This is a genomic window from Desulfopila sp. IMCC35006 (assembly GCF_005116645.1).
Classification (GTDB): Bacteria; Desulfobacterota; Desulfobulbia; order Desulfobulbales; family Desulfocapsaceae; genus Desulforhopalus_A.
This window is the reverse complement of the sequence record NZ_SWCM01000008.1, coordinates 224,398-248,044: the sequence shown is the minus strand read 5'-3', so window position 1 is coordinate 248,044 and position 23,647 is coordinate 224,398. Positions and strand designations below refer to the sequence as shown.

Sequence of the window (23,647 nt, the reverse complement as noted above, 5' to 3'; positions counted from 1 at the left end):
AGATTTGCCAATGAAACTTAATCAATGGGGTTGCATGCTCTTTATGGTGGCCCTGATCGCTTTTTTACCGGCATGTGACAAGGCTGGCATGCAGGCCGATACCCCCTCGCAGGCTTTGCCGGCAGTCGAGGTCTCTGTTGCTCAAGTGGTAAAAAGAGTGGCCGGGGATCAGGTCGAAGTGGTCGGCACAATACAGGCAGTTGAACGGGCTGAGATCTCGTCTAAAATGACCGGCAACATTATCACGCTTCCGGTCGATCTTGGCTCGAAGGTAAAACAGGGTGAACTTCTGGTCGAGCTCAGCGCAGGAGAAGTCTCCGCCCAGGTCCAGCAGGCCAAGGCTCAGCTCGAACAGGCCAGGCGCAATCTTACCAGGGAAGAGAACCTGTTAAAGAAAAATGCGGCGACCCGGGAAACGGTCAAATCCCTGCGTGACATTGCCAGAATCGCCGAGGCAGGATACAAAGAATCATTAACCATGCTCAATTACTCGCGCATCGTCGCGCCTTTTTCCGGGATTATTACCAGAAAACTTGCCAATATCGGCGATCTGGCAACTCCGGGCAAACCGCTGCTGTATATAGAGCAGGAAAACAATCTTCAGGTGCTGACAAACATTCCCGAGGCGATGATCCTCCACATAAAAAAAGATGACCGGTTGTCTGTGTATATTCCGTCAGTCGAACTGAAGGTCGAAGGTATTGTTGCCGAAGTGTCGCCGATTGCCGATCCCTCCTCTAGATCAGCGCCGATTAAACTGAATATCGCGCCTGACCCGCGACTTCGCTCGGGACAGTTTGCCAGGGTCACCCTGGCCATGGAAAAAGCCCAGACCTTGACTGTTCCGGTTTCCGCAGTGCAACCGATTGGCCAGATAGAACGGGTTTTCGTCGTGCATGATGACAAGGCACAACTCCGTCTTGTGCGTACCGGAGCAAAAAGTGATGGTAATATCGAGATTCTGAGTGGTCTGTCGGAAAATGAAACGGTTATAACCGAAGGCAATCAGACCCTCCTTGAGGGACAACCCGTAACTATCCAAGCCCGGTAAACGAGTAAACTAGCAGGATACTATACCCATGAACTCGCCTTCTAAGCACACGACAGGTTTTGCCGGAGGTCTGGCTCGAGCCTTTATCAACTCCAAGCTGACCCCCTTAGGCATCATTGCCTCTCTTCTTCTCGGCATTCTGGCTATCGTCCTGCTACCCAGAGAAGAAGAGCCGCAGATCAAGGTACCGATGATCGATGTGTTGGTCAGCATGCCGGGTGCCACCCCGACAGAAGTTGAGGAACGGCTGTCCATTCCGATGGAAAAGCTGCTCTATGAACTGCCCGGAGTCGAATACATCTACTCGACCTCCATGGCCGGCCAAAGCCTTCTGGTGGTCCGCTTTTATGTCGGTGAAAACCTGGAAACAGCAATCGTTCGCCTGAATCAGAAACTGGCCACCAATTTCGACCGGATACCGCACAGCGTCGGGCAACCGATAATCAAACCGCATTCCATTGACGATGTGCCCATCATGGCTCTGACTTTTCATGGAAAAGGCTATGATCATTACACGCTGCGGCGAATGGCCGCCCAGGTTGACGACGCCATAAAAAATATCAATGCAGTTGCGGAAACAAAGATCATCGGCGGTACGAAAAGGGTCTTGACCATCCACTTCGATCCGCTGCTGCTCGCGTCGAGAAACCTGTCGGTGACCGAGCTCGCCCCGATAATCCAGTCTGCCAACAGCCAGTCCTATTCCGGCAGCCTTACCTCGCTGAATCGGCAAATCCTGCTGCAGACCGGCACTTTCCTGCACAGTGCCGAAGAATTTGGCCGCATTGTCGTCGGGGTGTACGGCGGTCGACCGGTGTACCTGCACGAAGTGGCTGAAATCACCGATGGCCCAGAAGAGCCGGTGGATTATGTCCTGTATGGGGACAGAAAAAGTACGGGACAGGAAGCGGCCGTCACCCTGTCGATTGCCAAACGCCCCGGTGCCAACGCAGTTTCCGTGGTACAGGATGTACTAGCCAAGGTAGACAGCCTCAAAGGGCGGCTCATTCCCGCCGATCTTGCAATAAGCGTCACCCGTGACTACGGCGCGACTGCCTCTGACAAGTCCAACGAGCTGCTGCTGCATATGGGTATTGCCGTCTTTGGTGTCGCCCTGCTCATTCTCTTTTTTCTCGGCTGGCGAGAATCCATTGTGGTCATGCTGGCCATCCCCTCGACGCTTGCCCTCACCCTGCTGATTTTTTATCTCTACGGCTATACCCTGAACCGTATCACTCTTTTTGCACTGATCTTTTCCATCGGCATTCTGGTCGACGATGCGATCGTCGTCGTGGAAAACATCGTACGTCATCTGCGCCTCCCCAGCAGTAAGGGCAAATCCAGGTCAACTATTGCCATCGAGGCGGTAGCCGAGGTTGGCAACCCGACCATTCTGGCAACCTGGGCGGTCATTGCCGCGATCCTGCCCATGGCCTTTGTCGGCGGATTAATGGGTCCGTATATGCGGCCCATCCCGATCGGTTCTTCGGCGGCCATGCTCTTTTCCCTGATTATCGCTTTTACCGTCACTCCCTGGGCCGCAACTCATATTCTGAAAAACAGAGGCTCTTCAGCGGGCCATGTCCATGAGAGCGAAACCCCGGACGACTGGTTTACCAGGATCTACCACAGGATCATGGACCCGCTGCTGTCCCATGCAGCCTGGCGCATACTTTTTTTCGCTACCATCATCGCCCTGCTCCTTGGCGCCTGTTCCATGGTCTATTTCGGCTTGGTGAAGGTGAAGATGCTGCCGTTTGACAATAAGAGTGAATTCCAGGTAATCCTCAACATGCCGGAAGGTTCTACCCTTGAGCAGACGGCACGGGTAGCAAAAGAGATGGCCGCAACAATCAGGCAGGATCCGGCCGTCACCGACTACCAGATCTATGTCGGTACCGCGTCGCCCTATAATTTCAACGGCCTGGTCCGCCATTACTTTATGCGCAGCGGTCCGACAGTGGCGGACATCCAGGTCAACCTCCTGCCCAAACACGAACGCTCCCTGCAAAGCCACGATATCGCCACCAGGGTCCGGCCTCCCCTTGCAGCGATTGCCGCCAGGTTCGGGGCCTCTATTGCCGTGGCGGAAGTCCCGCCCGGACCGCCGGTACTGCAGACTCTTGTCGCGGAGATCTACGGTCCCACAGATGCAGCACGGGTAAAACTGGCCGGGGAAGTAAAACAAATCTTTGCCACAACCACCGGGGTAGTTGATATCGACTGGTATCGCGAAGCGGACAGGTGGCGCCAGGTCTTTACCGTTGATAAAGAAAAAGCGGCGTTAAACGGTATAACCGAGAAGCAGATCACCAGGGCCATTGAGATCGCCGTACAGGGCTATTCACTTGATCTGTACCACCAGCCGACTGACAAGGAGGCGATTGATATTGTGCTGGAACTGGCCCCGGAATATCGGGCCAGGGTCGCATCGATCCTGAACATTTCCCTGCGGTCCGAGCGCAACCCATCCTCCCCCCTGGTGCCCCTGCGGGAGCTGGTATCCGTCTCCGAACAGAAGGTCGAACAGCCTGTTTATCGTAAAAACCTCAAGCCGGTCATTTATGTCGTGGGCGATGTGGCCGATGTGGTGGAAAGCCCTGTCTACGCGATCCTGCAGATGAATAAAAAACTTGGAGAGCTCGATGGTCGTGATTTTGGCGGCAGGCAGCAGAAGGTACAGATCTACAACCTCAGTCAGCCGTTCTCGGAAAACGAACCGGCCATGAAATGGGACGGGGAGTGGCATATTACTCTCGAGGTGTTCCGCGACCTCGGCCTGGCCTTCTGTGTGGTCATGGTGCTCATATATATGTTGATGGTCGGCTGGTTTAAAAGTTATATTACGCCGGTGGCGGTGATGGCAGCAATCCCCTTCTCGCTTATCGGCATCCTTCCGGCACATTGGGGCTTCGGCGCGTTTTTTTCCGCCACCTCGATGATCGGCTTTATGGCCGGGGCCGGCATTGTCGTGCGTAATTCGATTATTCTGGTCGATTTTATCGAACTGCGCATCAGTCAGGGCGAACCGCTGGCCAAGGCGGTTGTCGACGCCGGAGCGATCCGTTTTCGGCCGATGCTGCTTACGGCGCTGGCGGTGGTCATCGGCGCCTCGGTTATTCTCGCCGACCCGATCTTCCAGGGCCTGGCCATCTCGCTGATGTTTGGCGAAATAGCCTCTCTGTTAATCAGCCGGATGGCAGTGCCGGTGCTGTACTTTATCATCAAAAGACATCAGCATCTGCCTGCAGTGGCGCATGATATCTGATGTTTTTCTATCCCTTTCCCTCGTAACTGAGTCAAGGACATGACTATGGATAACAAACTCTTCAACCCATTTGAAGACCGGCGGAGCAGAGATATCCGTAACGAGCTGTCGGAAGGACTGGCAGTGGCGGTGGAGACCGGAAACGCCGACAAGCTGACCCAGAGTGTTGCCGAATTCCGCCAACAGCCTCTGGCGGATTATTATCGGGAGTATGTTGAAGATCGATACGCCCGCTACCAGCAGGCGCTCCAGCATATCCAGGAAAAGGTGACCGATCCGATCCAGCAGGGCGTAGTGCTCTGGAACCTGGGGCTCTTCTTCGAAGTGCACGAGGTGCTTGAACACGCCTGGTACACAGCGCAAGGCAATATGAAGCTTACCCTCCAGGCCTTGATCCGTGCAGCCGGGGTATACATTAAGCACGAATATGGTTTCACCGACGCAGCCGACAGGATTGCCGCGAAGGCTATTCCCGTGCTTGAGGCCAATAAAGATATTCTGCAGGTCTATTTCAAAGTGGAGGATCTCACCTCCGCCCTTAAAAACCGGCATTCTTTGCCACCCATATTGCAGAGGTGAACAGTCCCCGAGACAGGGAGAGTGTACAAAATATGTTTTGGGCCACCATCTCACTGTAACTTGCAATCGATACAGCAAATCAGTATGCTGAAAAGACGTGATGTTGAAAAGCAAGGAACAGCAATGACCACCCATAACTACTAACGATGTACAACAAGAACATTTCTCAGGAAAATCTCGACAATCTCGAACGACAGATCCACCTACGCACGACCCAACTCCTCGAAGTTAATCAACAACTGACACGAGAAATAGGTGAACGAAAAAGGGCCGAGCAGATAGCCCGCACGCTTTTTCGCATCTCGAATGCCGTCAATACGACCAAGGATCTCAATGAACTTTACTCCTCTATTCATCGTATACTCGGGGAGATTATCGATCTGCGCAATTTTTTTATTGCCATTTACCACAAACAGGTTCGCAGAATATCTTTTCCCTATTTTATAGATCAGTTCGATACCGACCTGCTCTATCTGGATCAGTTCAGCGAAGAAAATTCGTTGACAGGAGAGGTCATTCTCGCCAAGAAACCGGTTTTCTTCCGCCAGGCGGAATTACAGCAACGGGTCGCGGATAATCGTATTATTGGCACAACTCCCAAGATCTGGCTCGGCGTTCCACTGCAGATCAAGGACGAAGTGATCGGCGTGATGGCGACTCAGAGTTATGATGATCCGCATCACTTTGATGAAATCGACCTGAATGTCCTCCACTCTGTATCTGATCAGGTTGCCCTGGCCCTGGAAAGGAAAAGACACGAACAGGCGATAGTTGCAAGCGAAAAAAAATACCGCAATATAATCGACAGCATTGAAGACGGTTATTATGAAATAGACCTGAGTGGCAACCTGACCCTGGTCAACCAGGCAATGTGCACCATGCTAGGCTATAGCGAGGATGAGCTCCTTGGTATGCATACCGTTGGGTATATGAGTAAACCGACGGTACGGAAGATTAATGAAGCGTTTTCTGCAGTTCTCAGTTCAGAACAACCCGGGAAGGCGGTGGAACTCGAATTTCATCGCAAAGAAGGCAACACTCTTTACGTGGAGACAGTAGTCTCAACCATTCGTGATGAAGAAAACGCCCCTACTGGATTCAGGGGTATCGCCCGGAACATAACCGAACGCAAGACTGCTGAAAGATCGCGCAAAGCTCTGGAAGAACAACTGCAACAATCACAGCGACTTGAATCCCTCGGCACCCTCGCCGGTGGTATTGCCCACGATTTCAACAACCTCCTCATGGGTATTCAGGGCAGGACAGCACTTATGCTCAACAATCTCCAGACATCGCATCCACACTATTCCCCTCTCAAGCACATTGAACAATACGTGGAGAGTGCGGCAAATTTAACGACAAGACTGCTTGGTTTTGCCAGGGGAGGAAAATATGAAGTCCGCCCTGTCGATCTGAATACATTGATTGAAAAAAACATCGATATGTTTGGCAGAACGAAAAAAGAGATCACCATCTGTCCCTCCCTGCACACGGATTTATGGCCGGTCGAGGTCGATGCCAACCAAATTGAACAGGTGCTGCTCAACCTGCTTGTCAATGCCGGACAGGCCATGCCCAAAGGAGGCATTATTTCCATAACAAGCCGGCCGTATGTTGTAACGGATACAGACGCCCGTCTTTACGGTATTTCTCCCGGAGACTATGTGGAAATGACCATCGCGGATACCGGTGAAGGTATGGACAAAGAAACGATGCACAGGATTTTCGACCCCTTCTTCTCCACCAAGGCGCCAGGCCATGGCACGGGCCTTGGCCTGGCAATGGTCTACGGTATTATCCTCAACCATGCCGGGACGATATCCGTCAAAAGCAAACTGCATCAGGGAACCATGTTCACCATTCTTTTGCCCGCAACAGATAAAAAAGTTCCCACTGAAAGCAAGATTTCGCTGCCCATGGAAAAAGGTTCCGAGACTATTCTCCTGGTTGACGACGAACAGATGATACTGGACATCGGCCGGGAAATCCTCGCCGTCCTCGGTTACAAGGTACTGACCGCATCCAGCGGCCAGGAAGCGATTGACACATACAGCCGCCACCAGGATGGTGTTGATTTATGTATTATTGATATGATAATGCCCCAAATGGGCGGCAGTGAACTTTTTGACCGGTTGAAAAAAATACATCCAGTGGGCAAGGTACTTCTCTCCAGCGGCTACAGTATTGATGGTCAGGCTCGCGAAATTCTCAATCGAGGGTGTGATGGTTTTATTCAAAAACCGTTCAGCATTTCTCAACTGTCGGTGAAGATAAGAGAGACACTGGACTGAGTAAAAAAGTACCTAATGCAAAAATTCTCCCCCGAGGCAAACAGAAAAACAACCGGGCTCCGACCTATATACCGATATTACAAGAGATCTGTTTATCTCCGGGTTCAATAACAACAGCGCCTCCCCCATTTATCCACGTCATCGCTGTTGTTTCTGCTGTTCTCCCTGACCATATCGTTTGGACTTCATAAATTGTCTCCTCTGACAATAATCAAGCAATATCTCTAACTTTTACGTGCCTTCCTTGAAATAGTAATTGCGAGGAGATCAGATATAAACCATATATGGCTATGATGCGTCGACTGGATAGTGTTTTACCCATCAACAATTACAAGAGGAGAAGCAAAGATGAGAAAGCTGTTGTTTTGTGCTTTTGTCCTGATGTGTTTCACAGCCCAGTTTACCGAGGCTGCAACACCCAAAGACACGCTGGTGATGGCATTTAAGATTGATGACATAATCTCTCTTGACCCCGCGGAAATTTTTGAATTCTCCGGCGCCGAATATACTGCCAACACCTATGATCGACTGATCAACTATGATGTCGATAAGGTCAGCGATATTTACGGCGGGGTGGCGGAAAGCTGGACAACCTCCGACGATGGCCTGACATTCGTATTCAAGATACGCCCCGGCATCACCTTCGCCTCGGGCAACACATTGAGTGCCGAGGATGTGGTCTTCTCCCTCAAAAGGGTCATTCTGCTCAACAAATCACCGGCTTTCATCCTGTCTCAATTCGGCTTCACGCCCGAGAATATCGACAAGACCATTGTCAAGGTCGACGACAACACCGTGAAACTGGTCATCGACAAAGCGTACGCCCCGACCTTCCTGCTCTACTGCCTCACCTCCACTGTGGGTTCGGTGGTAGATATGAAAGAAGTTATGGCCCACGAAAAAGATGGCGATATGGGGTACAACTGGCTCAAAACCGCCTATGCCGGTTCAGGCCCCTACAAGCTCAAAAGCTGGAAACCTTCCGAGACCCTCATCCTTGACAGCAATACCAAATACTGGGGCCACAAATCGGAACTGAAACGGGTGATTATTCGCCATATTACTGAATCGTCCACCCAGCGGCTCCTCCTGGAAAAAGGCGATATAGATATCGCCCGAAACCTTGGACCCGACGATATAAAAGGGGTGGCAGGCAATGCTGACATAAAAATCCGCAGCAGGGCCAAAGGCGCCATCTGGTATCTGGGTTTAAACCAGAAAAATAAATACCTGCGGCTTCCCCAGGTACGTCAGGCCTTCAAATATCTGATAGATTACAAAGGCATGGAACAAACCATCCTGAATGGTAAAGCGACTGTCCATCAATCCTTCCTACCGGAAGGTTTCCTCGGCGCATCGGCTGAGACACCCTTTACTCTGGATGTTGCCAAAGCCAAAGCCCTGCTGAAAGAAGTCGGCCTCGAGAAAGGTTTCACCGTCACCATGGACACCAGAAACAACGAACCGACGACTTCCATGGCCCTTGCCATCCAGGCGACGCTGGCCCAGGCCGGCATCAAGCTGGAAATTATTCCCGGTGAAGGCAAACAGACACTGACCAAGTATCGTGCCCGAACCCATGACATCTATATCGGCCGCTGGGGACCGGATTATATGGATCCGCACACCAATGCCGATACCTTTGCCCGCAACCCTGACAATTCAGACGGAGCCAAAGCCAACCCGCTGGCCTGGAGAAATGCCTGGGATATCCCGGAGATGACCAAAAAGACCGATGCCGCCCTGCTGGAAAAAGATACCGGCAAACGCGCCCAGATGTACATGGAATTGCAACGTGAGCACCAGCAGGTCTCGCCCTTTGTCATCATGTTTCAGGAAATTGAAATCATGGCAAGCAGGGCCAATGTCAAAGGTTTTGTGCTTGGCCCCGCCTACGACAGCAACTTCTATCAGTACACGACCAAATAAGCTGTATAATCAAGGCCTGTCTGCCTTTTGGGGGCAGACGGGCCTTGGTATTTTTCCCAGGTTGACAATTTTACTATTCTTTAATCATCCGCTATAAATGCTTCAGTTGTTTACCATAAGACGCGTCAAAAAAGCTACCCACCAGACGGTGCGACTCCTGATCATGGTGGCCATCACCTTTTTCGGTCTGCTGTTTATCACCTTCCTGATCGGCAGAGTGGTTCCCATCGACCCGGTCCTGGCGGTTGTGGGCGATAAAGCCTCGCCTGAAGTTTATCAGCAGGCACGCCTGGCGATGGGCCTGGACCTGCCGGTCTGGCGACAGTTTTTCATCTACATGGGCAGCGTTCTGCACGGCGATCTCGGCACCTCGGTGCTGACCGCAAAACCCGTCCTGCAGGATATCCTGCGGGTCTTCCCGGCAACACTCGAGTTGGCCGTTATCGCCACATGTATCGGCATTTTCGTCGGCATCCCCTTGGGGGTATTTTCCGCGGTAAAACGAGGCAGTTTTCTTGATCATATTACCCGCGTTATCGGCCTTCTCGGCTATTCACTGCCCATTTTCTGGCTGGGGCTGCTGGCACTGATTGTTTTTTATGCCAAGCTCGACCTGCTGCCCGGTCCGGGACGAATTGATGTCTTCTACGAAGATATCGTTGATCCGGTTACCGGTATTATGCTGATAGACTGCATCATCGCGCGGGAATGGGATATTTTCTGGAACGCGCTGGCCCACATTATCATGCCGGCAACCCTGCTCGGCTATTACAGCATGGCCTATCTTTCCCGGATGACGCGATCGTTTATGATCGAACAATTGCGGCAGGAATATATTCTGACTGCCCGCGTTAAAGGAGTCGCCGAATGGCGGGTTATCTGGGGGCATGCTCTGGGCAATTGCGCGATACCGCTTATCACCGTTGTCGCGCTCAGCTTTGGTACCCTGCTCGAGGGATCGGTGCTGACAGAAACGGTTTTCGCCTGGCCCGGCCTCGGCCTTTATCTTACCAAATCATTACTGAATGCTGACATGAACTCGGTACTCGGCAGCACGATCGTCGTTGGAACCATTTTCTTAGGGGTCAACCTGTTCTCGGATTTTCTGTACAAAGTCCTTGATCCCCGGGCCCGCTGACGGTATTTGCCCCGGTACTCCCTGAATAATATGACAAAACCGACCCGAAATATGAGCAGCACCAGGCGATGGCAACACTGGTTGCTGAGCGACTCCCCGGCATCACCATTCCAGGCGGCAGCCGGTCGCACCTACCTGGGATTAGCTGAGTTTCTGAAAAATCGCCTGGCGGTATTCGGTCTTTTGATCATCGCAGCGTTGATCCTCATTGCTTTTTTTGCGCCGTACATCGCACCGTGCGACCCCCTTGTCACCAATCTTGTTAATCGGCTGCAGCCTTTGTCGGCCGCCCATTATTTCGGTACCGACGAGGTAGGCAGAGATATTTTCAGCCGTATTGTCTGGGGGTCCCGCCTGACGCTCTACGTTATTGGCCTGGTCGCCATCATCGCTGCTCCGGTAGGAATCATCATCGGTACGGTGTCAGGCTATTTCGGCGGTCTCATCGATACCATCCTGATGCGAATTACCGATATCTTCCTGGCCTTCCCCAAACTTATCCTGGCCCTGGCCTTTGTCGCCGCACTTGGCCCGGGAATCGAGAACGCCGTTATCGCCATTGCCATTACCTCGTGGCCACCCTATGCCAGAATTGCCAGAGGGGAAACAATCACCATCAGAAATGGTGATTTTATCAAGGCCATCCGGCTCCAGGGTGCAGGACCGATACGGATCATTACCGGTCATATCATGCCATTGTGTATTTCCTCGCTGATCGTCCGGATAACGCTTGATATGGCCGGGATCATTCTGACCGCCGCCGGACTCGGATTTCTCGGTCTCGGCGCCCAGCCGCCTTCGCCGGAATGGGGGGCAATGACCTCCACCGGCCGGGCCTACATCATTGATCACTGGTGGCTTATCACCATGCCGGGCACAGCTATTTTTGTCGTCAGCCTGGCCTTTAATCTTCTTGGCGACGGGCTGCGGGAAGTACTCGACCCGAAAAGTGACAACTGATGAACGACAGCGGCCACCTCCTCGACGTCAAAGACCTCACCGTCTCCTTCCCTTCCCCCAGAGGCGAGGTCTGTGCGGTAAAAAATGTCAGCTTTTCCCTTGGTCACGAAAAAATCGGTATTGTCGGTGAATCCGGCTCCGGCAAATCGGTCACCGGTCGGGCGATCCTGCGCCTCCTGCCCCCCTATGCCCACATTCATGCGACGGCGATCACCTTCCAAGAAAAAGATTTGCTCTCTTTTTCAGAACAAGAGATGCGCCGGATCCGGGGCAGGCAAATTTCCATGGTCATGCAGGATCCCAAATATTCCCTCAACCCGGTGCGAACAGTCGGGGAGCAGATCAGGGAGGCCTATACCATTCACCGCAAGGTTCCCAGGCGGCAGGCGCGCCAACAGACTCTCGAGATGCTCACCGCGGTCAGGATCAGAAATCCTGAACAGGTGTATCGTCTCTATCCCCATGAGGTCTCCGGCGGCATGGGACAACGCATCATGATAGCCATGATGCTCATTCCCGAACCAAGCCTGCTTATCGCCGATGAACCGACCTCTGCCCTGGACGTTACGGTGCAGCTCCAGGTGCTGGCAATACTCGACGACCTGGTGACCCAGCGCGGCATGGGCCTGATTTTTATTTCCCATGACCTGGAGCTGGTGGCATCCTTTTGCGACCGAATCATTATCATGTACGGAGGACGGATCATGGAAGTTGTCGATGCGGCGAACCTGCACCAGTCGACCCACCCTTACACCAGGGGATTGCTGAATTGTCTGCCGAGAATAGATGGCGACAAAGGCAAACTTTCGACCCTGCAAAGGGATGCTTCCTGGCTTGACGCCGATTTTTCAGCAACAGCCGGCGGGAAGTAAGACTATGCTGCAAGTCGATAATCTTCATGTCATTTTCGGCCACGGCCTGGACCTCAATCATGCAGTCAAAAATGTATCGTTCACCGTTGGCCAAGGGGAAAGTTTCGGCCTCGTTGGCGAATCCGGTTCCGGAAAATCAACGGTTCTCAATTGTATTGCCGGGCTCATCAACACCTGGCAAGGCGAAATTGAGATTGACGGGGAGAGACTCAGCCACCGGAGACCCAAATCATTTTACCGCAAGGTGCAGATGGTTTTTCAAGACCCCTATGGTTCCTTGCATCCCCGGCACACCGTCGACAGGACACTGAAAGAGTCGGTGAACATCCACCACCTGGGCGATGCCAACCTCCGAGTCGTCAAGGTCCTCGGTGAGGTCGGTCTCGGACCACAATTTCGTTTTCGTTACCCGCACCAGCTTTCCGGAGGCCAGCGGCAGCGGGTGGCCATTGCCCGCGCCCTGATTCTTGAGCCGGAAATCCTCCTGCTCGATGAGCCGACATCGGCGCTCGATGTGTCCATCCAGGCAGAAATTCTTAACCTGCTCCAGGATATCAGCAAAAAACGAAATCTCACCTCTATTCTGGTCAGTCACGACCTGGCTGTTGTCTCCCATATGTGCGATAACATCCTGGTCATGAGCCAGGGCGCAACGGTGGAAGCACTCAGCTGCGACCAGCTCCGGAGCGGCGATATCAAACAACGCTATACCAGACAACTCCTCGTTGCCAGCAAGGGGTATGACCGAGCAGCTATCGATCAGTTTCAGGATTACTAGTTGAACTTATCCTTCGCCATAAGAAAAACATATGAAAATTACCGATATCAAAATTCAGGTTGTTGCCATCCCCCTCATCACCACCTTCAAGACCGCACTGCGCACGGTGAGTGAGGTCAAAAATGTTCTAGTCACAGTCCACACCGATTCCAGTCTGGTTGGGTTTGGCGGCGCAGCCCCGGCGGCGGTAATCACCGGCGATACCGTTTCCTCCATCATCGGCGGGATTGAACATATCCGTGACAATATTGTCGGTATGGACATCGACCATTCGGAAAATATCCTGCAGCGCCTGAACAACTGTCTGATTGGCTCCATGTCGGCAAAGGCGGCCGTGGACATGGCCGTTTACGACCTGATGGCAAAATCGCTGAATATTCCTCTTTTCCAGCTGCTGGGCGGCAGAACCCATGATGTTCAAACGGATATGACGATCAGTATCGACAGCCCGGAAAAGATGGCCGCCGAAAGTACAGAAAAGGTCGGCCAGGGATTTACCACCCTGAAAATAAAGGTTGGCGGCGACCCCAAACTGGACATCCAGCGCCTCCAGTCCATCCGCGATGCTGTCGGCAGCGAAATACCGATCATGATCGATGCCAACCAGGGCTGGAGTGGTAAGGAAGCGGTGCAGGTGGGCAGAGAGCTGGAACGCCGAGGAATTGCCATCGAGCTTATGGAACAACCCGTTTCGGCCCGTGACTTTGCAGGCTTGCGTTATGTCCGGGATAATGTCGCCTTCCCGGTCTATGCCGATGAGAGCATTTTTTCTGCTCAGGATGCCCTGCAGCTGGTCGGCATGCACGCAGTGGATGGGCTCAATATCAAACTTATGAAATGCGGCGGCATCTACAATGCCCTGAAGATTATTGCCATTGCCGAAACCGCCGGTATCCCCTGCATGATCGGCTCAATGATGGAATCCCACGTCAGCGTGACGGCGGCAGCCCATCTTGCTGCCAGCCGGACGATCATCGGCCGCGCGGATCTTGACGCCGCACTATTCTGCAGTTTCAATCCAGCACAGGGCGGTATTTCCTACCAGGGTGCCAGAGTTATAATTCCCGAGACACCCGGTCTTGGCATAGCGGCAATCGCCAGGTAAACAACATCCTTTTCTTTTAAAACATACTATGGATAAAAAAATTCTTGATCAGGTGGCGGACATTCATCGCCGGGCCTTTACCGTCGATGCCCATTTCGATCTCACCTATGAAGTAGCCAATCGGCGGGAGCGCGGCCAGAAAAAAATAATTGAGAAGAGCTACCTGCAGGATTTTCGAACCGGTGGTCTCGATCTTATCGTCTCGGCAATCTTCATCCATAACTTTTTCCTGCCGGAGATGGGACTCAGGCGAGCTCTGGACCAGATCAGTTACCTGCATGAAGAGATTGAGGAAACCCCGGGAGAATTCCGGCTGTGCCGCACGGCAACCGAAGCCCGTGCGGCCCGGTCCGCCGGAGAAATTGGCCTATTCCTCTCCCTGGAAGGAGCGGATCCACTGCAAAATGACATACAGCTGCTCCGCATCTTTTATGAACTTGGCGTAAGGGGGCTCGGCCTGGTCTGGAGCCGGCGCAACTATGCGGGAGACGGCGCTTTTTTTAAACAGACCAGGGAAGGTCATAAAGGAGGATTAACGCCTTTTGGCCTGGAGCTGATTGAAAAGGCAGAGGCACTGGGCATGTTTATCGACGTCAGCCATATCAATGATGAAGGTTTCTGGGATGTTATGTCCGTTGCCACGAAACCGCTTATCGCCTCCCATTCAAACTGCCGGGCACTTGCGGGGACCATGCGGAACCTCAGCGATGAACAGATTGCCGCAATCGCCAAAGGAGGCGGCGTCATCGGGATGAATTCCGTCAACCAGTTCATCCGTGCCGGCGATACGAACGCCACCATCGACAATTTCATCGATCACGTGGATCACATCGTCCATAGGGTCGGCATTGCCCACGTCGGTATCGGCTTCGACCTGTGCGACAGTTTCAAAGACTTTCTCCAGGTAGGGAAATCCCTTGATAGCCGTGATGTCATCAAGACCCATGCAGGTCTCGGAGAATTCACCGCCGGACTAATTAGACGGGGCTATAAGGACGGGGAAATCATCGCCATTCTGGGCGGCAACTTTATGCGCGTCTATGCCGAAATTCTTGGCTGAGACAATGATGCAACAGAAGATCGCCACAGTCTGACCAGGGAGATCTTCTGTTTATCTCGGCAGAGTTTTGACAAAGTCAATAATTGATTTATGGAGAAACTCCGGGTGGTCCTGGCCCACATCGATAAATATTCCATGCACATCGATGGTGCCAATATAAAATAATCGCTGACGGGTTATCGCCAGAATTGTTTCATGGTGGCCATCGCCATCGCGATCATATCTGGCAAATCTGCCATTCGTCCAAAAATCCAACACTTTCGTGTCAAGGTTGGGATCTGTATATTTGCCATCAGCATACTCCCCCGCAACATCCCCACTCTGATAGAGTCGATATCCACGCTGAATCACCGCAATATCATCGGGTGATAAATTGTACCCGGCCTGAGCCGAGGATAACTGGCTAAAAACAATGACAAAAAATGCTAATAAAAATGCTGTGTCTTTACACATCTTTATTTCCTTTGCGCAATGAAATGTACGGTGTTGAGGCAATTCTTCTGTTGAAGAGGATCAATGGGACGCCACGTTGTCCATAAGAATACCTGAGATTGATAGAATCGTAAACGTTCTCCAGCATGTTCGTTGCATCCATACGCTTGCCCATTAAAAAAAGTGTTTTCTTTGGCGAATTATAGTTTATATTTCGTCTACTATAATTAACATTCCATCGAGAAATAATTGATGTCAGATAACGCAAAATTTGATTTTTCAGTCATTCGAACCCTCCGGACCAAACAGGGACTCACGGCAGAGCAGCTCGCGCAAAAGGCCGGGATGACCAGGGCAACCATTGCGAAAATAGAAAGCGGCGGCGGCAACCCGACCCTAGATACTATTCAGGCGCTGAGCAGTGTTTTTCATTTGTCGTCCAGCGAGCTGATCAGGCTCGCTGAGGTGGCCCGGTGTGAAGAACCTGTCGTCAAAGCCTTTCAGGAAAAAGGAATGAATGTCAATCACATCTGGTTTCCCAATTTCGAGATCTTCCACATCCGGGCCGGCGGTGGCCTCGAGTATCTCGCAAATCCAGAATATCATGAAAATACCGCCGAGGTGTGTCTCATTCGTTCAGGCAGAGTCAGGGTCGCTGTTGCCGGCCAGTTGTATGAGTTAGGACCGGGCATGGCCATGCGGTTCAAGGCCCTGCAGGAGCACAGGTTTGACATTATCGAAGATGCTGAATTTTTCCTGATGCACCATAACTGAATAAACAATAAAAGTATGGAGGCAAAGATGAATTGTGATAAATGTGGAATTACCGTCGCATCTGGTGACGAAAGAAACCATCAAAACCAGACTTTTTGTGAAGATTGCTATATGATTGCCCTTTCCCCGATGAAAACCTGCGATCCATGGGCAGTGCACAGTGCCAAAAATTTTGAAAAGTGTACCGGGGAGACAAAACATCTGACCGAGGTTCAATCGGAGATACTGCGAATTCTCAAAATGGAAGGATCGCTGGAACCAGTTGCCTTGCTTGACAAGCTGGGCGGCAGCATGCACATCGATGAACTGCATCGAGAGTTTTCAACGCTGCGCCATATGGAAAAAGTCAAAGGAGAAAAGCAGGGGCAGAATGTATTGTGGCGGCTGTGGTGATCATATAATGCAACAGAAAAAGTGATGGGGATTGATTCAGTCACATCTCGAACCTATAATCTTTTACTCGAGGTAACATATCATGTTCGAAACAGTTCTTGTTGAAATTACAGAAAAACATGTCGGCGTTATAACCCTTAATCGTCCTGACCAGTTAAACACCTTCACCAGCCAGATGGCCGGGGAGCTTCATGCCGCCCTCCTCGCCATGGAAGCGGACACTGCGGTTCGGGTTATCCTCCTTAAAAGTTCCGGTCGAGCCTTCTGTGCCGGGATCGATGTGAACGAACTTACCGGCAAATCGGCAACACAATACCGGGAGTGGATAGAATGGATGGAAAATCCTTTGGTGACGATTTCCACCATGAAAAAACCGGTCATCGCCCAATTGCAGGGCGTCGCCACTGCCAACGGGATGGGACTCGCGGCGGCGGCTGATCTGGTCATCGCCTCGGAACGGGTCAAGATGGGCCTAACCGCAATCAATGTCGGTCTCAACTGTGTTGGCCCGATCCTGCCTGTTGCCCGTTGTGTGGGACGTAAAAAAGCTCTGGAGCTGCTTCTTTATGGCAATCTGTTAAAAGCCCAGGAAGCTATGGAACTCGGACTTGTCAATAAAGTCGTCGCCCATGAAGAAATTGATGCAGCAGCCCTGGCCTGGGCGGAAGACCTGGCGCAAAGAAGCCCTCTAGCGGTGCAGATTGCCAAAAGTGCCTTCTATCAGTCAGAGGACATGGATTATCAGAAACAGTTCCAGTTTATGAACGAGGCTTTTGCACGGCTGTGCACGACCGATGATGCAAAGGAAGGAGTCGCTGCCTTTTTGGGGAAGAGAAATCCACAGTGGAAATTACAGTAGGTGTTGAGAATATCCCCGCCGACAATTCTGTTTGATCCCCCTGCACCCAATAAAAAATGCGCTGCAGGGTCCTAACGGCTATTTTTTTTCAGCGGAAATTCATGCAACCGGTCTCATCGACACGCATACCCACCATCTGTTCAACCATTGCCCGGCGAGGAAGACACTATGGGAAAGATTATTCATCAATCGCACATCACCATTACCCGCGAAAACGGCCCGACCCGCATCGCCCATATTCGAGGGTTCGATCAACCGGTATACTACGGCGTGCATGGTGGCATTAAAAAATTCTACAATGTTGAACCGGAAGAAGAGCACGCCGCCACCCTGGACCACCTGGTCGGCGCAGTCGGCGGGTGAATGATGGGTACATTGGCCACGGTGCTGGCCAAAAAAAAGATCCGAACCTTCCAGGACCGTTATATGGCAACGGTTACCGGCGATATCGAGGACGTCAACGGGGTGCTGAAGATTGTGCGTATTCACGTGCACTATAATTTAAAGCTGCCGGCGGATAAACGCGCGGATGCAGAAGAGGCGTTCAACAACTATATCACCCTCTGCCCCGCCGCCCAAAGCGTGATTGAGGCAATCAACATCACCCATGAGCTGGAGATGGCGGACGAGGCCTGAAAATTACTGTAACACCTGCACGCCGCACGGGGCGCGGATCGTCAGACTAAAAAGAACGGCCGCAGCGTGATGGAAAAACGCAGAATGGGCCCTCCTCCCTGCCTTCTGTCCCCATGTAGTTAAAGCCGGTTCAGGGCCTGGGCCTGCTGCAAGCTTTCCGAATTACGCGCGGTCAACTCAGGCGCATGGCTTTTTCAGGGCAGATCTCCTGGCAGCAGAAACAGGTAATGCAGGTATCGGCATCTACGACTGGAAGAGAATCCCGCATGGTGAGCGCAGAAACCGGGCAATGTTCTATGCAGGCCCCGCACGCAGTACATAATTCCGGATCGGCCTTGGGTTTAACATTGATTTTGGTATTCATTAACTGCTGAATCGCCTGATTCCCCGCGATCGCTTCGCCACCCAGCGGGGGCAGCTTGAAATGAGCCAGAATCGGCATGACACCGTCGATTTGAATCGTTTGCGCATCGAAATCGCCAAGTCCAAGGGCCTTGGCCTTCTGCAGAAAACGCAGACGGGCCGGATCAACGCCCATCATCCTGGCAACCACCGCATCGAGCGCAACCGCATTATCCGCAGCCAGAATCACCCCGATCTCCCGCAGTTCGGGCGACGCGGGACCATTACCCTCCATGCCCACGACGGCGTCCATGATAAACAAATCAGGCACCCGCAGACGGAACACCTCAACGATCAGCTCATGAAATCGCTCCGGCGTCCCCGCCAGCTGGTGCAGTCGTGCCTTCTGGGCACCGGGCAGGATGCCATAGCTGTTTTTAATGGCGCCGGTCATAACAGTCAGGCCATGGGTCTTAAACTTGGGTAAACTGATAAAGATATCCGCGTCCATGATATCTTTTGAAACGCCTACTTCGGGCATAAACTCAGGATTAAAGGCCATGTGCCGGGTGGTGTCGCCGAGGTTTTTGTAATATCCTTTTGCCGCCTCCATCAGACCGGTTTCTTTAAAGCTGTTTTCATTGTCGCCATAATTAAATAAGCCGGGATTGTCGCCGACAACCAGCTCACGTGGCGACAGCTCCTCAACTTTATCAATCACCGCGCGCAACAGGGCCGGGTTGGTCACTATGTGCTCTTCGGCTTTCGATGTACGCAGGACATTCGGCTTGATCGTCACCTTTTTCCCGGCAATATCCTGGGGGAAAAGCTCAAAAGCCCGATCAACCGCTTTTCGACAATCGGCGTACGTTGCCGGATGTATCATGACTCGATGCATAGTGCCTCCTCTTGGTACCATTAAGCTTTTGACAGAGAAATAATGTTGCGCAGAGTACGTCTTTTCATTTAAGAGTTATGCTGTAAATTACCATGAAACCGGAGAAGGAACACAGAAATTTGATCCGGCACATACCACCCCTCGAAGAGGAAAGGAAATGACCATGCAAAAATATTATATAATGACCGCCTTTGGCCAGGATCGCGTCGGCATCGTCGCCGATGTTACCCGCCTGCTTTATGAAAATGGCTGCAACCTCGAGGACACGACCATGAATTTACTGGCCGACCAGTTCACCCTGAACCTGCTCTTTTCCTGCACACAGAATACCATTGAAGAGCACTTGTCACGGGAATGTCGACGGCTTGAACTTGAAAAAGGGATTTCGGCTTTTGTCAGATCACTGCCGGCACCGCAGAAAAGCCCCCGGAAGAAGGACAAAACCTGTACCTTGCACATCGAGGGGCTGGATCAGGCGGGAATTGTTTACAAAACCAGCAAGTTCCTGGCCGAAAAAAAATTAAACATCGTCCATCTCAATTCCACGGCGCAAGCCTCCCCTGAGAGCGGCGCCCTGCTGTACAGGATGGACATCCAGATCCAGATCCCGGAAGACATCTCGCTTGATCTCTTGGAAGACGATTTAAGTACCCTGGCCGATGAGCTGCAGGTCGATATAAATCTGTCGCGCTAAACAGACCAGGCGTCACATCTTTAACTGCTCTTCTGTCTGATAAAAGTATTGTCCTGTAATTCGGCAAAGGCCCTGTCCAGTTCCTCTCTGGTATTCATGACAATAGGTCCCCGCCAGGCGATGGATTCATGCAGAGGTTTGCCTGAAAGTAATAAAAATCGAAGCGGCCTGTCGCCGCCACACACCTTCACGGCATCACCATCGGCAAAGAGGACCAGCGTCTGATCGGCGACCGCTGTCTCATTTACCCGCCCCTCCCCTCCGATCACGTAAAGAAAGACGGTGTATCCTCTTTTAGTGTCATGGGAAAATTCTGTCTGCACCGGAACCGTGCAATCCAGATATTCAGGATCGATTATGATATCGGCGGCCGGGCCAAAAACGCCACCTGCCGAGCCGGCAATGATCTTTACCGTGGTCCCGTTTTCGCGGGTCACTGCGGGAATATCCGCAGCTTTAATATCCCGGTAACGGGGATCCATCATTTTGTGACTTGCCGGCAGATTGGCCCAGAGCTGAAAGCCGTGCATGGACCCACTGCCGTCTCCCTTCGGCATCTCCTGATGGATAATACCGCTGCCGGCGGTCATCCACTGCACATCTCCAGATGAGATAACCCCTTTATTCCCCAGGCTGTCACCATGCTCAACATCTCCCTTCAAGACATAGGTAATAGTCTCGATGCCCCGGTGTGGATGCCAGGGAAATCCAGGGAGAAAATCTTCCGGCGTATCGGAACGGAAATCATCGAGCAGGAGAAATGGATCAAACAGCTTTGTTTCGTTAAATCCAAAAATCCTCCGTAACCGAACCCCCGCTCCTTCCGTTACTTTCTCACCTTTGAATACCTGTCTGATCTCGCGTCGCATTGTTTTCTCCAATCGCAAATTAAGATTTACCCTGCTGTGATCTGTCTCCTCCAGAGAAAAACCATATCCCTCCTACCTGTTCACGCTGAAAATCAAGTATAGCAAGGTTTGGAAGAAATCCGTCTAAAAATTGCTTTCCACCGCCCTCGAAGATATCCCACCAATCTTGGTGATACAGCTCTTATCGCAGAGCTCATTACGAAAATCGCTGCGGCGGCCACCTGCTTGACAAGGTCATCGGGAACCGGTAACTTTTCGCATTATGCCGACAAAATAATTCAACAAAAATAATGGAATATGCCGAATGAAAGGAGAGACCACGTGACCCCCGACAACTATCATTTCGAAACCGGTGTTTACCGGCCCCCCAGCGAGGGTGGAAGCGCATCGCTTCTTGTCCGGTTTACCCGCAACTGCCCCTGGAACTATTGTACGTTCTGTGCCATGTACAAAACAGAAAAGTTCCAGCTGCGCCCCTTAAAGGAGATCAAAGCGGATATCGATGCAATGGCTGCCTTGGCCAAGGATCTGAAAACCGAATCCATCCGTCTGGGCTGCAACGGTGAAATTACCCGGGAGGCTATTCTGGCTCTCGTCGACCGCGCTCCTGAACTCAACTTTCATCAGGGGGCTGACATGCTGATCCAGTGGCTGGTTTCCGGCGGAAAAACCGCCTTTATCCAAGACGGCAATTCTTTGATCATGCCTCCCGGGGAGCTGATTCAGGCCCTGACCCATTTAAAATCCACCTTCCCCACCATTCACAGGATTACCACCTATGCCCGGGCACGAACCATTGCCCAGAGATCCCTGGAAAATCTGCAGGCCATCAGAGCAGCCGGACTGGATCGGGTACATCTGGGCCTGGAAACCGGGGATGACGACCTGCTCAAGCAGATCAAAAAAGGAGTAAATGCCCAGGGGCACATAACCGGCGGCCAAAAAGCCATGGCAGCAGGATTTCAGGTTTCAGAATACTGGATGCCAGGCCTTGGCGGCAAAGAGATGTCTGAGCAACATGCCCGCAACACCGCCCGGGTTCTCAATGAGATCAATCCCCACTATATCCGGTCCCGCCCCTTTAGACCCATTCCCGGCACCCCGATGTACGATCAGGTTCAGGCAGGGAGAGTAACTCTTCTCACCCCGCGAGAGCAGCTGCTGGAACTGAGACTCATGATTTCTGCGCTGGACGTCAGCTCAAAGGTTTGCTTTGACCATGCGGGCAACCATTGGCGCACCCCCGGCGGCAATCTGGTCTTTACCCATGATTATGAAGGTTACCAGTTCCCCGGCGACAAGGACAAGGTATTGGAACGGATCGACCAGGGCCTGCGCTTTAAGCACGTTTTGCCCTGACATTTTCGATCCTTTCAAGTCGCCACTCTTTTGAGAAACGCTTGTTTTATTTCGATTTTGGCAGTACATTTGCTGTCATTCTCAGGGCAGGGTGCAATTCCCTACCGGCGGTGATTTCCTCTTGTCGAGGATAAGCCCGCGAGCGCCTGCTGGCAACAGCAGGGTCAGCAGATCCGGTGGGACTCCGGAGCCGACGGTCATAGTCCGGATGGGAGAGAAAACGGTTGATGGCGGTGTTATTCTGCTGGAGTGCATGGGGCAGATCCTTGCCTGCTTTTCTGAAGGAAAAGGCAGACGTATGGACAGTTTTCCTGATGCAGTCCGCAGCAATCATATCGCCAGAGGCTTAAAAAACCGGCAGAGGGCCGGTTTATTCCCGCACGCCCTGATTCTGGTCACTGAGCCTTAAGGAGGCAACCATGAATCAGACCCCAGGCAGTTCACTTTTATCCCGCTTTGGCAATCCCCGGCAACGAGTAGAAAACGCCGTAACCGCTCTTCATCAAGGCAACGGAGTCCTTCTGGTCGACGACGAAAATCGCGAGAACGAAGGCGATGTTATCTTCTCAGCGGAACATCTCACCAACGACCAGATGGCCTTGCTCATCCGTGAATGCAGTGGCATCGTCTGTCTCTGCCTGACCGATGAGCATATCAATCGGCTCAAGTTGCCGATGATGGTCAGCGAGAACACCAGCACATACGGAACCGCCTTTACGGTGAGCATCGAGGCACGAGAAGGTGTAACGACCGGAGTTTCCGCCCAGGACAGGGTTACAACCATCAAGGCGGCTATCAAGCAGAATGCAGGCCCTGCGGATCTCTCGCGACCAGGCCATGTATTCCCCCTGCGCGCCCAGCCAGGAGGCGTTCTCACCCGGGGTGGTCACACTGAGGGTACTGTTGATCTGATGATTCTGGCTGGCCTGGAACCGGCAGGCGTCCTTTGCGAGCTGACCAATGCGGATGGCACCATGGCTCGTTTACCGCAGATTGTTGCGTTCGCCGAACAACACAACATGCCTGTTCTTTCAATTAATGACTTAGTTGCCCATCGCCAGTCAGAGCCCGCTTTTGCCTGATCTCGATTGCCGCAGGCGCTCGCGCCTGCGGTTTCATACGTTTTTGCCTGCAACCTCTCTTTGATTACCAGAACAGAGGACAAGTGCGAAATCCTGCATTACCCCAACAGAAGATGAGTAGCCCCAAGGCATAAGGATATTCATCCCGAGTGACGGTCTATAGCATGAGCCCATTGACCTTTGCCAACTGATAGGAAGTAACTATTGGAAAAGGCATATAACTTATGCTAGTCAATGGCTTTGTAAAGAATGCGCCACCTATACTTTTAATCAAGAAC

23 protein-coding genes and 1 riboswitch are annotated in these 23,647 nt (G+C 52.1%); of the genes, 20 read left to right on the top strand and 3 right to left on the bottom strand.

Annotated elements, in window-relative coordinates; translation table 11 throughout:
* Positions 1–10 precede the first annotated feature (10 nt).
* From FCL47_RS15130 to FCL47_RS15080, 11 genes are all read left to right on the top strand, one after another.
* Positions 11–1,051 carry an efflux RND transporter periplasmic adaptor subunit gene (locus FCL47_RS15130; RefSeq protein WP_136814351.1) on the top strand — a complete coding sequence of 347 codons (1,041 nt, stop codon included), beginning with the start codon at positions 11–13 and terminating at the stop codon, positions 1,049–1,051.
* Between the two features lie 28 nt (positions 1,052–1,079).
* On the top strand, positions 1,080–4,319 hold the full coding sequence (locus tag FCL47_RS15125) for an efflux RND transporter permease subunit (protein ID WP_136814350.1): 3,240 nt from the start codon (positions 1,080–1,082) through the stop codon (positions 4,317–4,319).
* A 45-nt stretch (positions 4,320–4,364) separates the two neighbouring features.
* Positions 4,365–4,898 (top strand): DUF309 domain-containing protein, encoded by a 534-nt coding sequence (locus FCL47_RS15120; protein ID WP_167496511.1) that lies wholly within the window; start codon positions 4,365–4,367, stop codon positions 4,896–4,898.
* 146 nt (positions 4,899–5,044) lie between these two features.
* A complete protein-coding gene (locus tag FCL47_RS15115; protein ID WP_136814348.1) occupies positions 5,045–7,189 on the top strand; it encodes a PAS domain S-box protein in 2,145 nt (714 codons plus the stop codon).
* Between the two features lie 348 nt (positions 7,190–7,537).
* Positions 7,538–9,118, top strand: coding sequence for an ABC transporter substrate-binding protein (locus FCL47_RS15110; protein ID WP_136814347.1), 1,581 nt, complete (start codon positions 7,538–7,540; stop codon positions 9,116–9,118).
* A 97-nt stretch (positions 9,119–9,215) separates the two neighbouring features.
* On the top strand, positions 9,216–10,256 hold the full coding sequence (locus tag FCL47_RS15105; protein WP_167496510.1) for an ABC transporter permease: 1,041 nt from the start codon (positions 9,216–9,218) through the stop codon (positions 10,254–10,256).
* A 30-nt stretch (positions 10,257–10,286) separates the two neighbouring features.
* On the top strand, positions 10,287–11,216 hold the full coding sequence (nikC, locus tag FCL47_RS15100; protein WP_136814346.1) for a nickel transporter permease: 930 nt from the start codon (positions 10,287–10,289) through the stop codon (positions 11,214–11,216).
* Positions 11,216–12,088, top strand: coding sequence for an ABC transporter ATP-binding protein (locus FCL47_RS15095; protein ID WP_136814345.1), 873 nt, complete (start codon positions 11,216–11,218; stop codon positions 12,086–12,088). Before nikC ends, FCL47_RS15095 begins: the two co-directional genes overlap by 1 nt.
* 4 nt (positions 12,089–12,092) lie before the next feature.
* Entirely contained in the window at positions 12,093–12,866 is a 774-nt protein-coding gene (locus FCL47_RS15090; protein ID WP_136814344.1) for an ABC transporter ATP-binding protein, read from the top strand.
* A gap of 31 nt (positions 12,867–12,897) precedes the next feature.
* Entirely contained in the window at positions 12,898–13,971 is a 1,074-nt protein-coding gene (locus tag FCL47_RS15085) for a dipeptide epimerase (RefSeq protein WP_136814343.1), read from the top strand.
* Positions 13,972–13,999: 28 nt separating this feature from the next.
* Positions 14,000–15,031: a dipeptidase gene (locus tag FCL47_RS15080; protein ID WP_136814342.1), complete on the top strand. Its 1,032-nt coding sequence runs from the start codon at positions 14,000–14,002 to the stop codon at positions 15,029–15,031.
* A 51-nt stretch (positions 15,032–15,082) separates the two neighbouring features.
* On the opposite strand, the gene FCL47_RS15075 is transcribed toward FCL47_RS15080, so the two are convergent.
* Complete coding sequence (locus FCL47_RS15075) at positions 15,083–15,484, bottom strand: hypothetical protein (RefSeq protein WP_136814341.1); 402 nt, start codon at positions 15,482–15,484, stop codon at positions 15,083–15,085.
* Positions 15,485–15,715: 231 nt separating this feature from the next.
* On the opposite strand from FCL47_RS15075, the gene FCL47_RS15070 reads away from it, so the two are divergent.
* The 5 genes from FCL47_RS15070 (at position 15,716) to FCL47_RS15050 (ending at position 18,125) form a co-directional block, all read left to right on the top strand.
* Positions 15,716–16,237, top strand: coding sequence for a helix-turn-helix domain-containing protein (locus FCL47_RS15070; protein WP_136814340.1), 522 nt, complete (start codon positions 15,716–15,718; stop codon positions 16,235–16,237).
* A gap of 27 nt (positions 16,238–16,264) precedes the next feature.
* Entirely contained in the window at positions 16,265–16,630 is a 366-nt protein-coding gene (locus tag FCL47_RS15065; protein WP_136814339.1) for a hypothetical protein, read from the top strand.
* An 82-nt stretch (positions 16,631–16,712) separates the two neighbouring features.
* Positions 16,713–17,489, top strand: a complete 777-nt coding sequence (locus FCL47_RS15060; RefSeq protein ID WP_240744259.1) for an enoyl-CoA hydratase/isomerase family protein — start codon at positions 16,713–16,715, stop codon at positions 17,487–17,489.
* Between the two features lie 168 nt (positions 17,490–17,657).
* Entirely contained in the window at positions 17,658–17,852 is a 195-nt protein-coding gene (locus FCL47_RS15055; RefSeq protein WP_136814337.1) for a hypothetical protein, read from the top strand.
* Positions 17,853–18,125 carry an OsmC family protein gene (locus tag FCL47_RS15050; RefSeq protein WP_136814336.1) on the top strand — a complete coding sequence of 91 codons (273 nt, stop codon included), beginning with the start codon at positions 17,853–17,855 and terminating at the stop codon, positions 18,123–18,125.
* Between the two features lie 172 nt (positions 18,126–18,297).
* On the opposite strand, the gene FCL47_RS15045 is transcribed toward FCL47_RS15050, so the two are convergent.
* Complete coding sequence (locus FCL47_RS15045; RefSeq protein WP_136814335.1) at positions 18,298–19,365, bottom strand: DUF362 domain-containing protein; 1,068 nt, start codon at positions 19,363–19,365, stop codon at positions 18,298–18,300.
* A gap of 163 nt (positions 19,366–19,528) precedes the next feature.
* On the opposite strand from FCL47_RS15045, the gene FCL47_RS15040 reads away from it, so the two are divergent.
* Complete coding sequence (locus FCL47_RS15040; protein ID WP_167496509.1) at positions 19,529–20,059, top strand: glycine cleavage system protein R; 531 nt, start codon at positions 19,529–19,531, stop codon at positions 20,057–20,059.
* A 20-nt stretch (positions 20,060–20,079) separates the two neighbouring features.
* Here the strand turns inward: FCL47_RS15040 and FCL47_RS15035 are convergent, their stop codons facing one another.
* Positions 20,080–20,928: a pirin family protein gene (locus FCL47_RS15035; RefSeq protein WP_136814333.1), complete on the bottom strand. Its 849-nt coding sequence runs from the start codon at positions 20,926–20,928 to the stop codon at positions 20,080–20,082.
* 321 nt (positions 20,929–21,249) lie between these two features.
* Here FCL47_RS15035 and FCL47_RS15030 point away from each other — a divergent pair, with 321 nt between their 5' ends.
* The 3 genes from FCL47_RS15030 (at position 21,250) to ribB (ending at position 23,369) form a co-directional block, all read left to right on the top strand.
* Positions 21,250–22,287: a radical SAM protein gene (locus FCL47_RS15030; RefSeq protein ID WP_240744258.1), complete on the top strand. Its 1,038-nt coding sequence runs from the start codon at positions 21,250–21,252 to the stop codon at positions 22,285–22,287.
* A 73-nt stretch (positions 22,288–22,360) separates the two neighbouring features.
* Positions 22,361–22,511, top strand: a riboswitch (FMN riboswitch).
* On the top strand, positions 22,496–22,696 hold the full coding sequence (locus FCL47_RS24425; protein ID WP_153306374.1) for a hypothetical protein: 201 nt from the start codon (positions 22,496–22,498) through the stop codon (positions 22,694–22,696). It overlaps the preceding riboswitch by 16 nt.
* A gap of 10 nt (positions 22,697–22,706) precedes the next feature.
* Positions 22,707–23,369: a 3,4-dihydroxy-2-butanone-4-phosphate synthase gene (gene ribB, locus FCL47_RS15025; RefSeq protein WP_136814331.1), complete on the top strand. Its 663-nt coding sequence runs from the start codon at positions 22,707–22,709 to the stop codon at positions 23,367–23,369.
* Positions 23,370–23,647 lie beyond the last annotated feature (278 nt).

What these genes read in the sequence shown, in the direction of transcription:
- FCL47_RS15130 (WP_136814351.1), top strand. Translation starts at nt 11, where the DNA reads ATGAAACTTAATCAATGGGGTTGCATGCTCTTTATGGTGGCCCTGATC.
- FCL47_RS15125 (WP_136814350.1), top strand. Translation starts at nt 1,080, where the DNA reads ATGAACTCGCCTTCTAAGCACACGACAGGTTTTGCCGGAGGTCTGGCT.
- FCL47_RS15120 (WP_167496511.1), top strand. Translation starts at nt 4,365, where the DNA reads ATGGATAACAAACTCTTCAACCCATTTGAAGACCGGCGGAGCAGAGAT.
- FCL47_RS15115 (WP_136814348.1), top strand. Translation starts at nt 5,045, where the DNA reads ATGTACAACAAGAACATTTCTCAGGAAAATCTCGACAATCTCGAACGA.
- FCL47_RS15110 (WP_136814347.1), top strand. Translation starts at nt 7,538, where the DNA reads ATGAGAAAGCTGTTGTTTTGTGCTTTTGTCCTGATGTGTTTCACAGCC.
- FCL47_RS15105 (WP_167496510.1), top strand. Translation starts at nt 9,216, where the DNA reads ATGCTTCAGTTGTTTACCATAAGACGCGTCAAAAAAGCTACCCACCAG.
- nikC (WP_136814346.1), top strand. Translation starts at nt 10,287, where the DNA reads ATGACAAAACCGACCCGAAATATGAGCAGCACCAGGCGATGGCAACAC.
- FCL47_RS15095 (WP_136814345.1), top strand. Translation starts at nt 11,216, where the DNA reads ATGAACGACAGCGGCCACCTCCTCGACGTCAAAGACCTCACCGTCTCC.
- FCL47_RS15090 (WP_136814344.1), top strand. Translation starts at nt 12,093, where the DNA reads ATGCTGCAAGTCGATAATCTTCATGTCATTTTCGGCCACGGCCTGGAC.
- FCL47_RS15085 (WP_136814343.1), top strand. Translation starts at nt 12,898, where the DNA reads ATGAAAATTACCGATATCAAAATTCAGGTTGTTGCCATCCCCCTCATC.
- FCL47_RS15080 (WP_136814342.1), top strand. Translation starts at nt 14,000, where the DNA reads ATGGATAAAAAAATTCTTGATCAGGTGGCGGACATTCATCGCCGGGCC.
- FCL47_RS15075 (WP_136814341.1), bottom strand. Translation starts at nt 15,484, where the DNA reads ATGTGTAAAGACACAGCATTTTTATTAGCATTTTTTGTCATTGTTTTT.
- FCL47_RS15070 (WP_136814340.1), top strand. Translation starts at nt 15,716, where the DNA reads ATGTCAGATAACGCAAAATTTGATTTTTCAGTCATTCGAACCCTCCGG.
- FCL47_RS15065 (WP_136814339.1), top strand. Translation starts at nt 16,265, where the DNA reads ATGAATTGTGATAAATGTGGAATTACCGTCGCATCTGGTGACGAAAGA.
- FCL47_RS15060 (WP_240744259.1), top strand. Translation starts at nt 16,713, where the DNA reads ATGTTCGAAACAGTTCTTGTTGAAATTACAGAAAAACATGTCGGCGTT.
- FCL47_RS15055 (WP_136814337.1), top strand. Translation starts at nt 17,658, where the DNA reads ATGGGAAAGATTATTCATCAATCGCACATCACCATTACCCGCGAAAAC.
- FCL47_RS15050 (WP_136814336.1), top strand. Translation starts at nt 17,853, where the DNA reads ATGATGGGTACATTGGCCACGGTGCTGGCCAAAAAAAAGATCCGAACC.
- FCL47_RS15045 (WP_136814335.1), bottom strand. Translation starts at nt 19,365, where the DNA reads ATGCATCGAGTCATGATACATCCGGCAACGTACGCCGATTGTCGAAAA.
- FCL47_RS15040 (WP_167496509.1), top strand. Translation starts at nt 19,529, where the DNA reads ATGCAAAAATATTATATAATGACCGCCTTTGGCCAGGATCGCGTCGGC.
- FCL47_RS15035 (WP_136814333.1), bottom strand. Translation starts at nt 20,928, where the DNA reads ATGCGACGCGAGATCAGACAGGTATTCAAAGGTGAGAAAGTAACGGAA.
- FCL47_RS24425 (WP_153306374.1), top strand. Translation starts at nt 22,496, where the DNA reads ATGGGAGAGAAAACGGTTGATGGCGGTGTTATTCTGCTGGAGTGCATG.
- ribB (WP_136814331.1), top strand. Translation starts at nt 22,707, where the DNA reads ATGAATCAGACCCCAGGCAGTTCACTTTTATCCCGCTTTGGCAATCCC.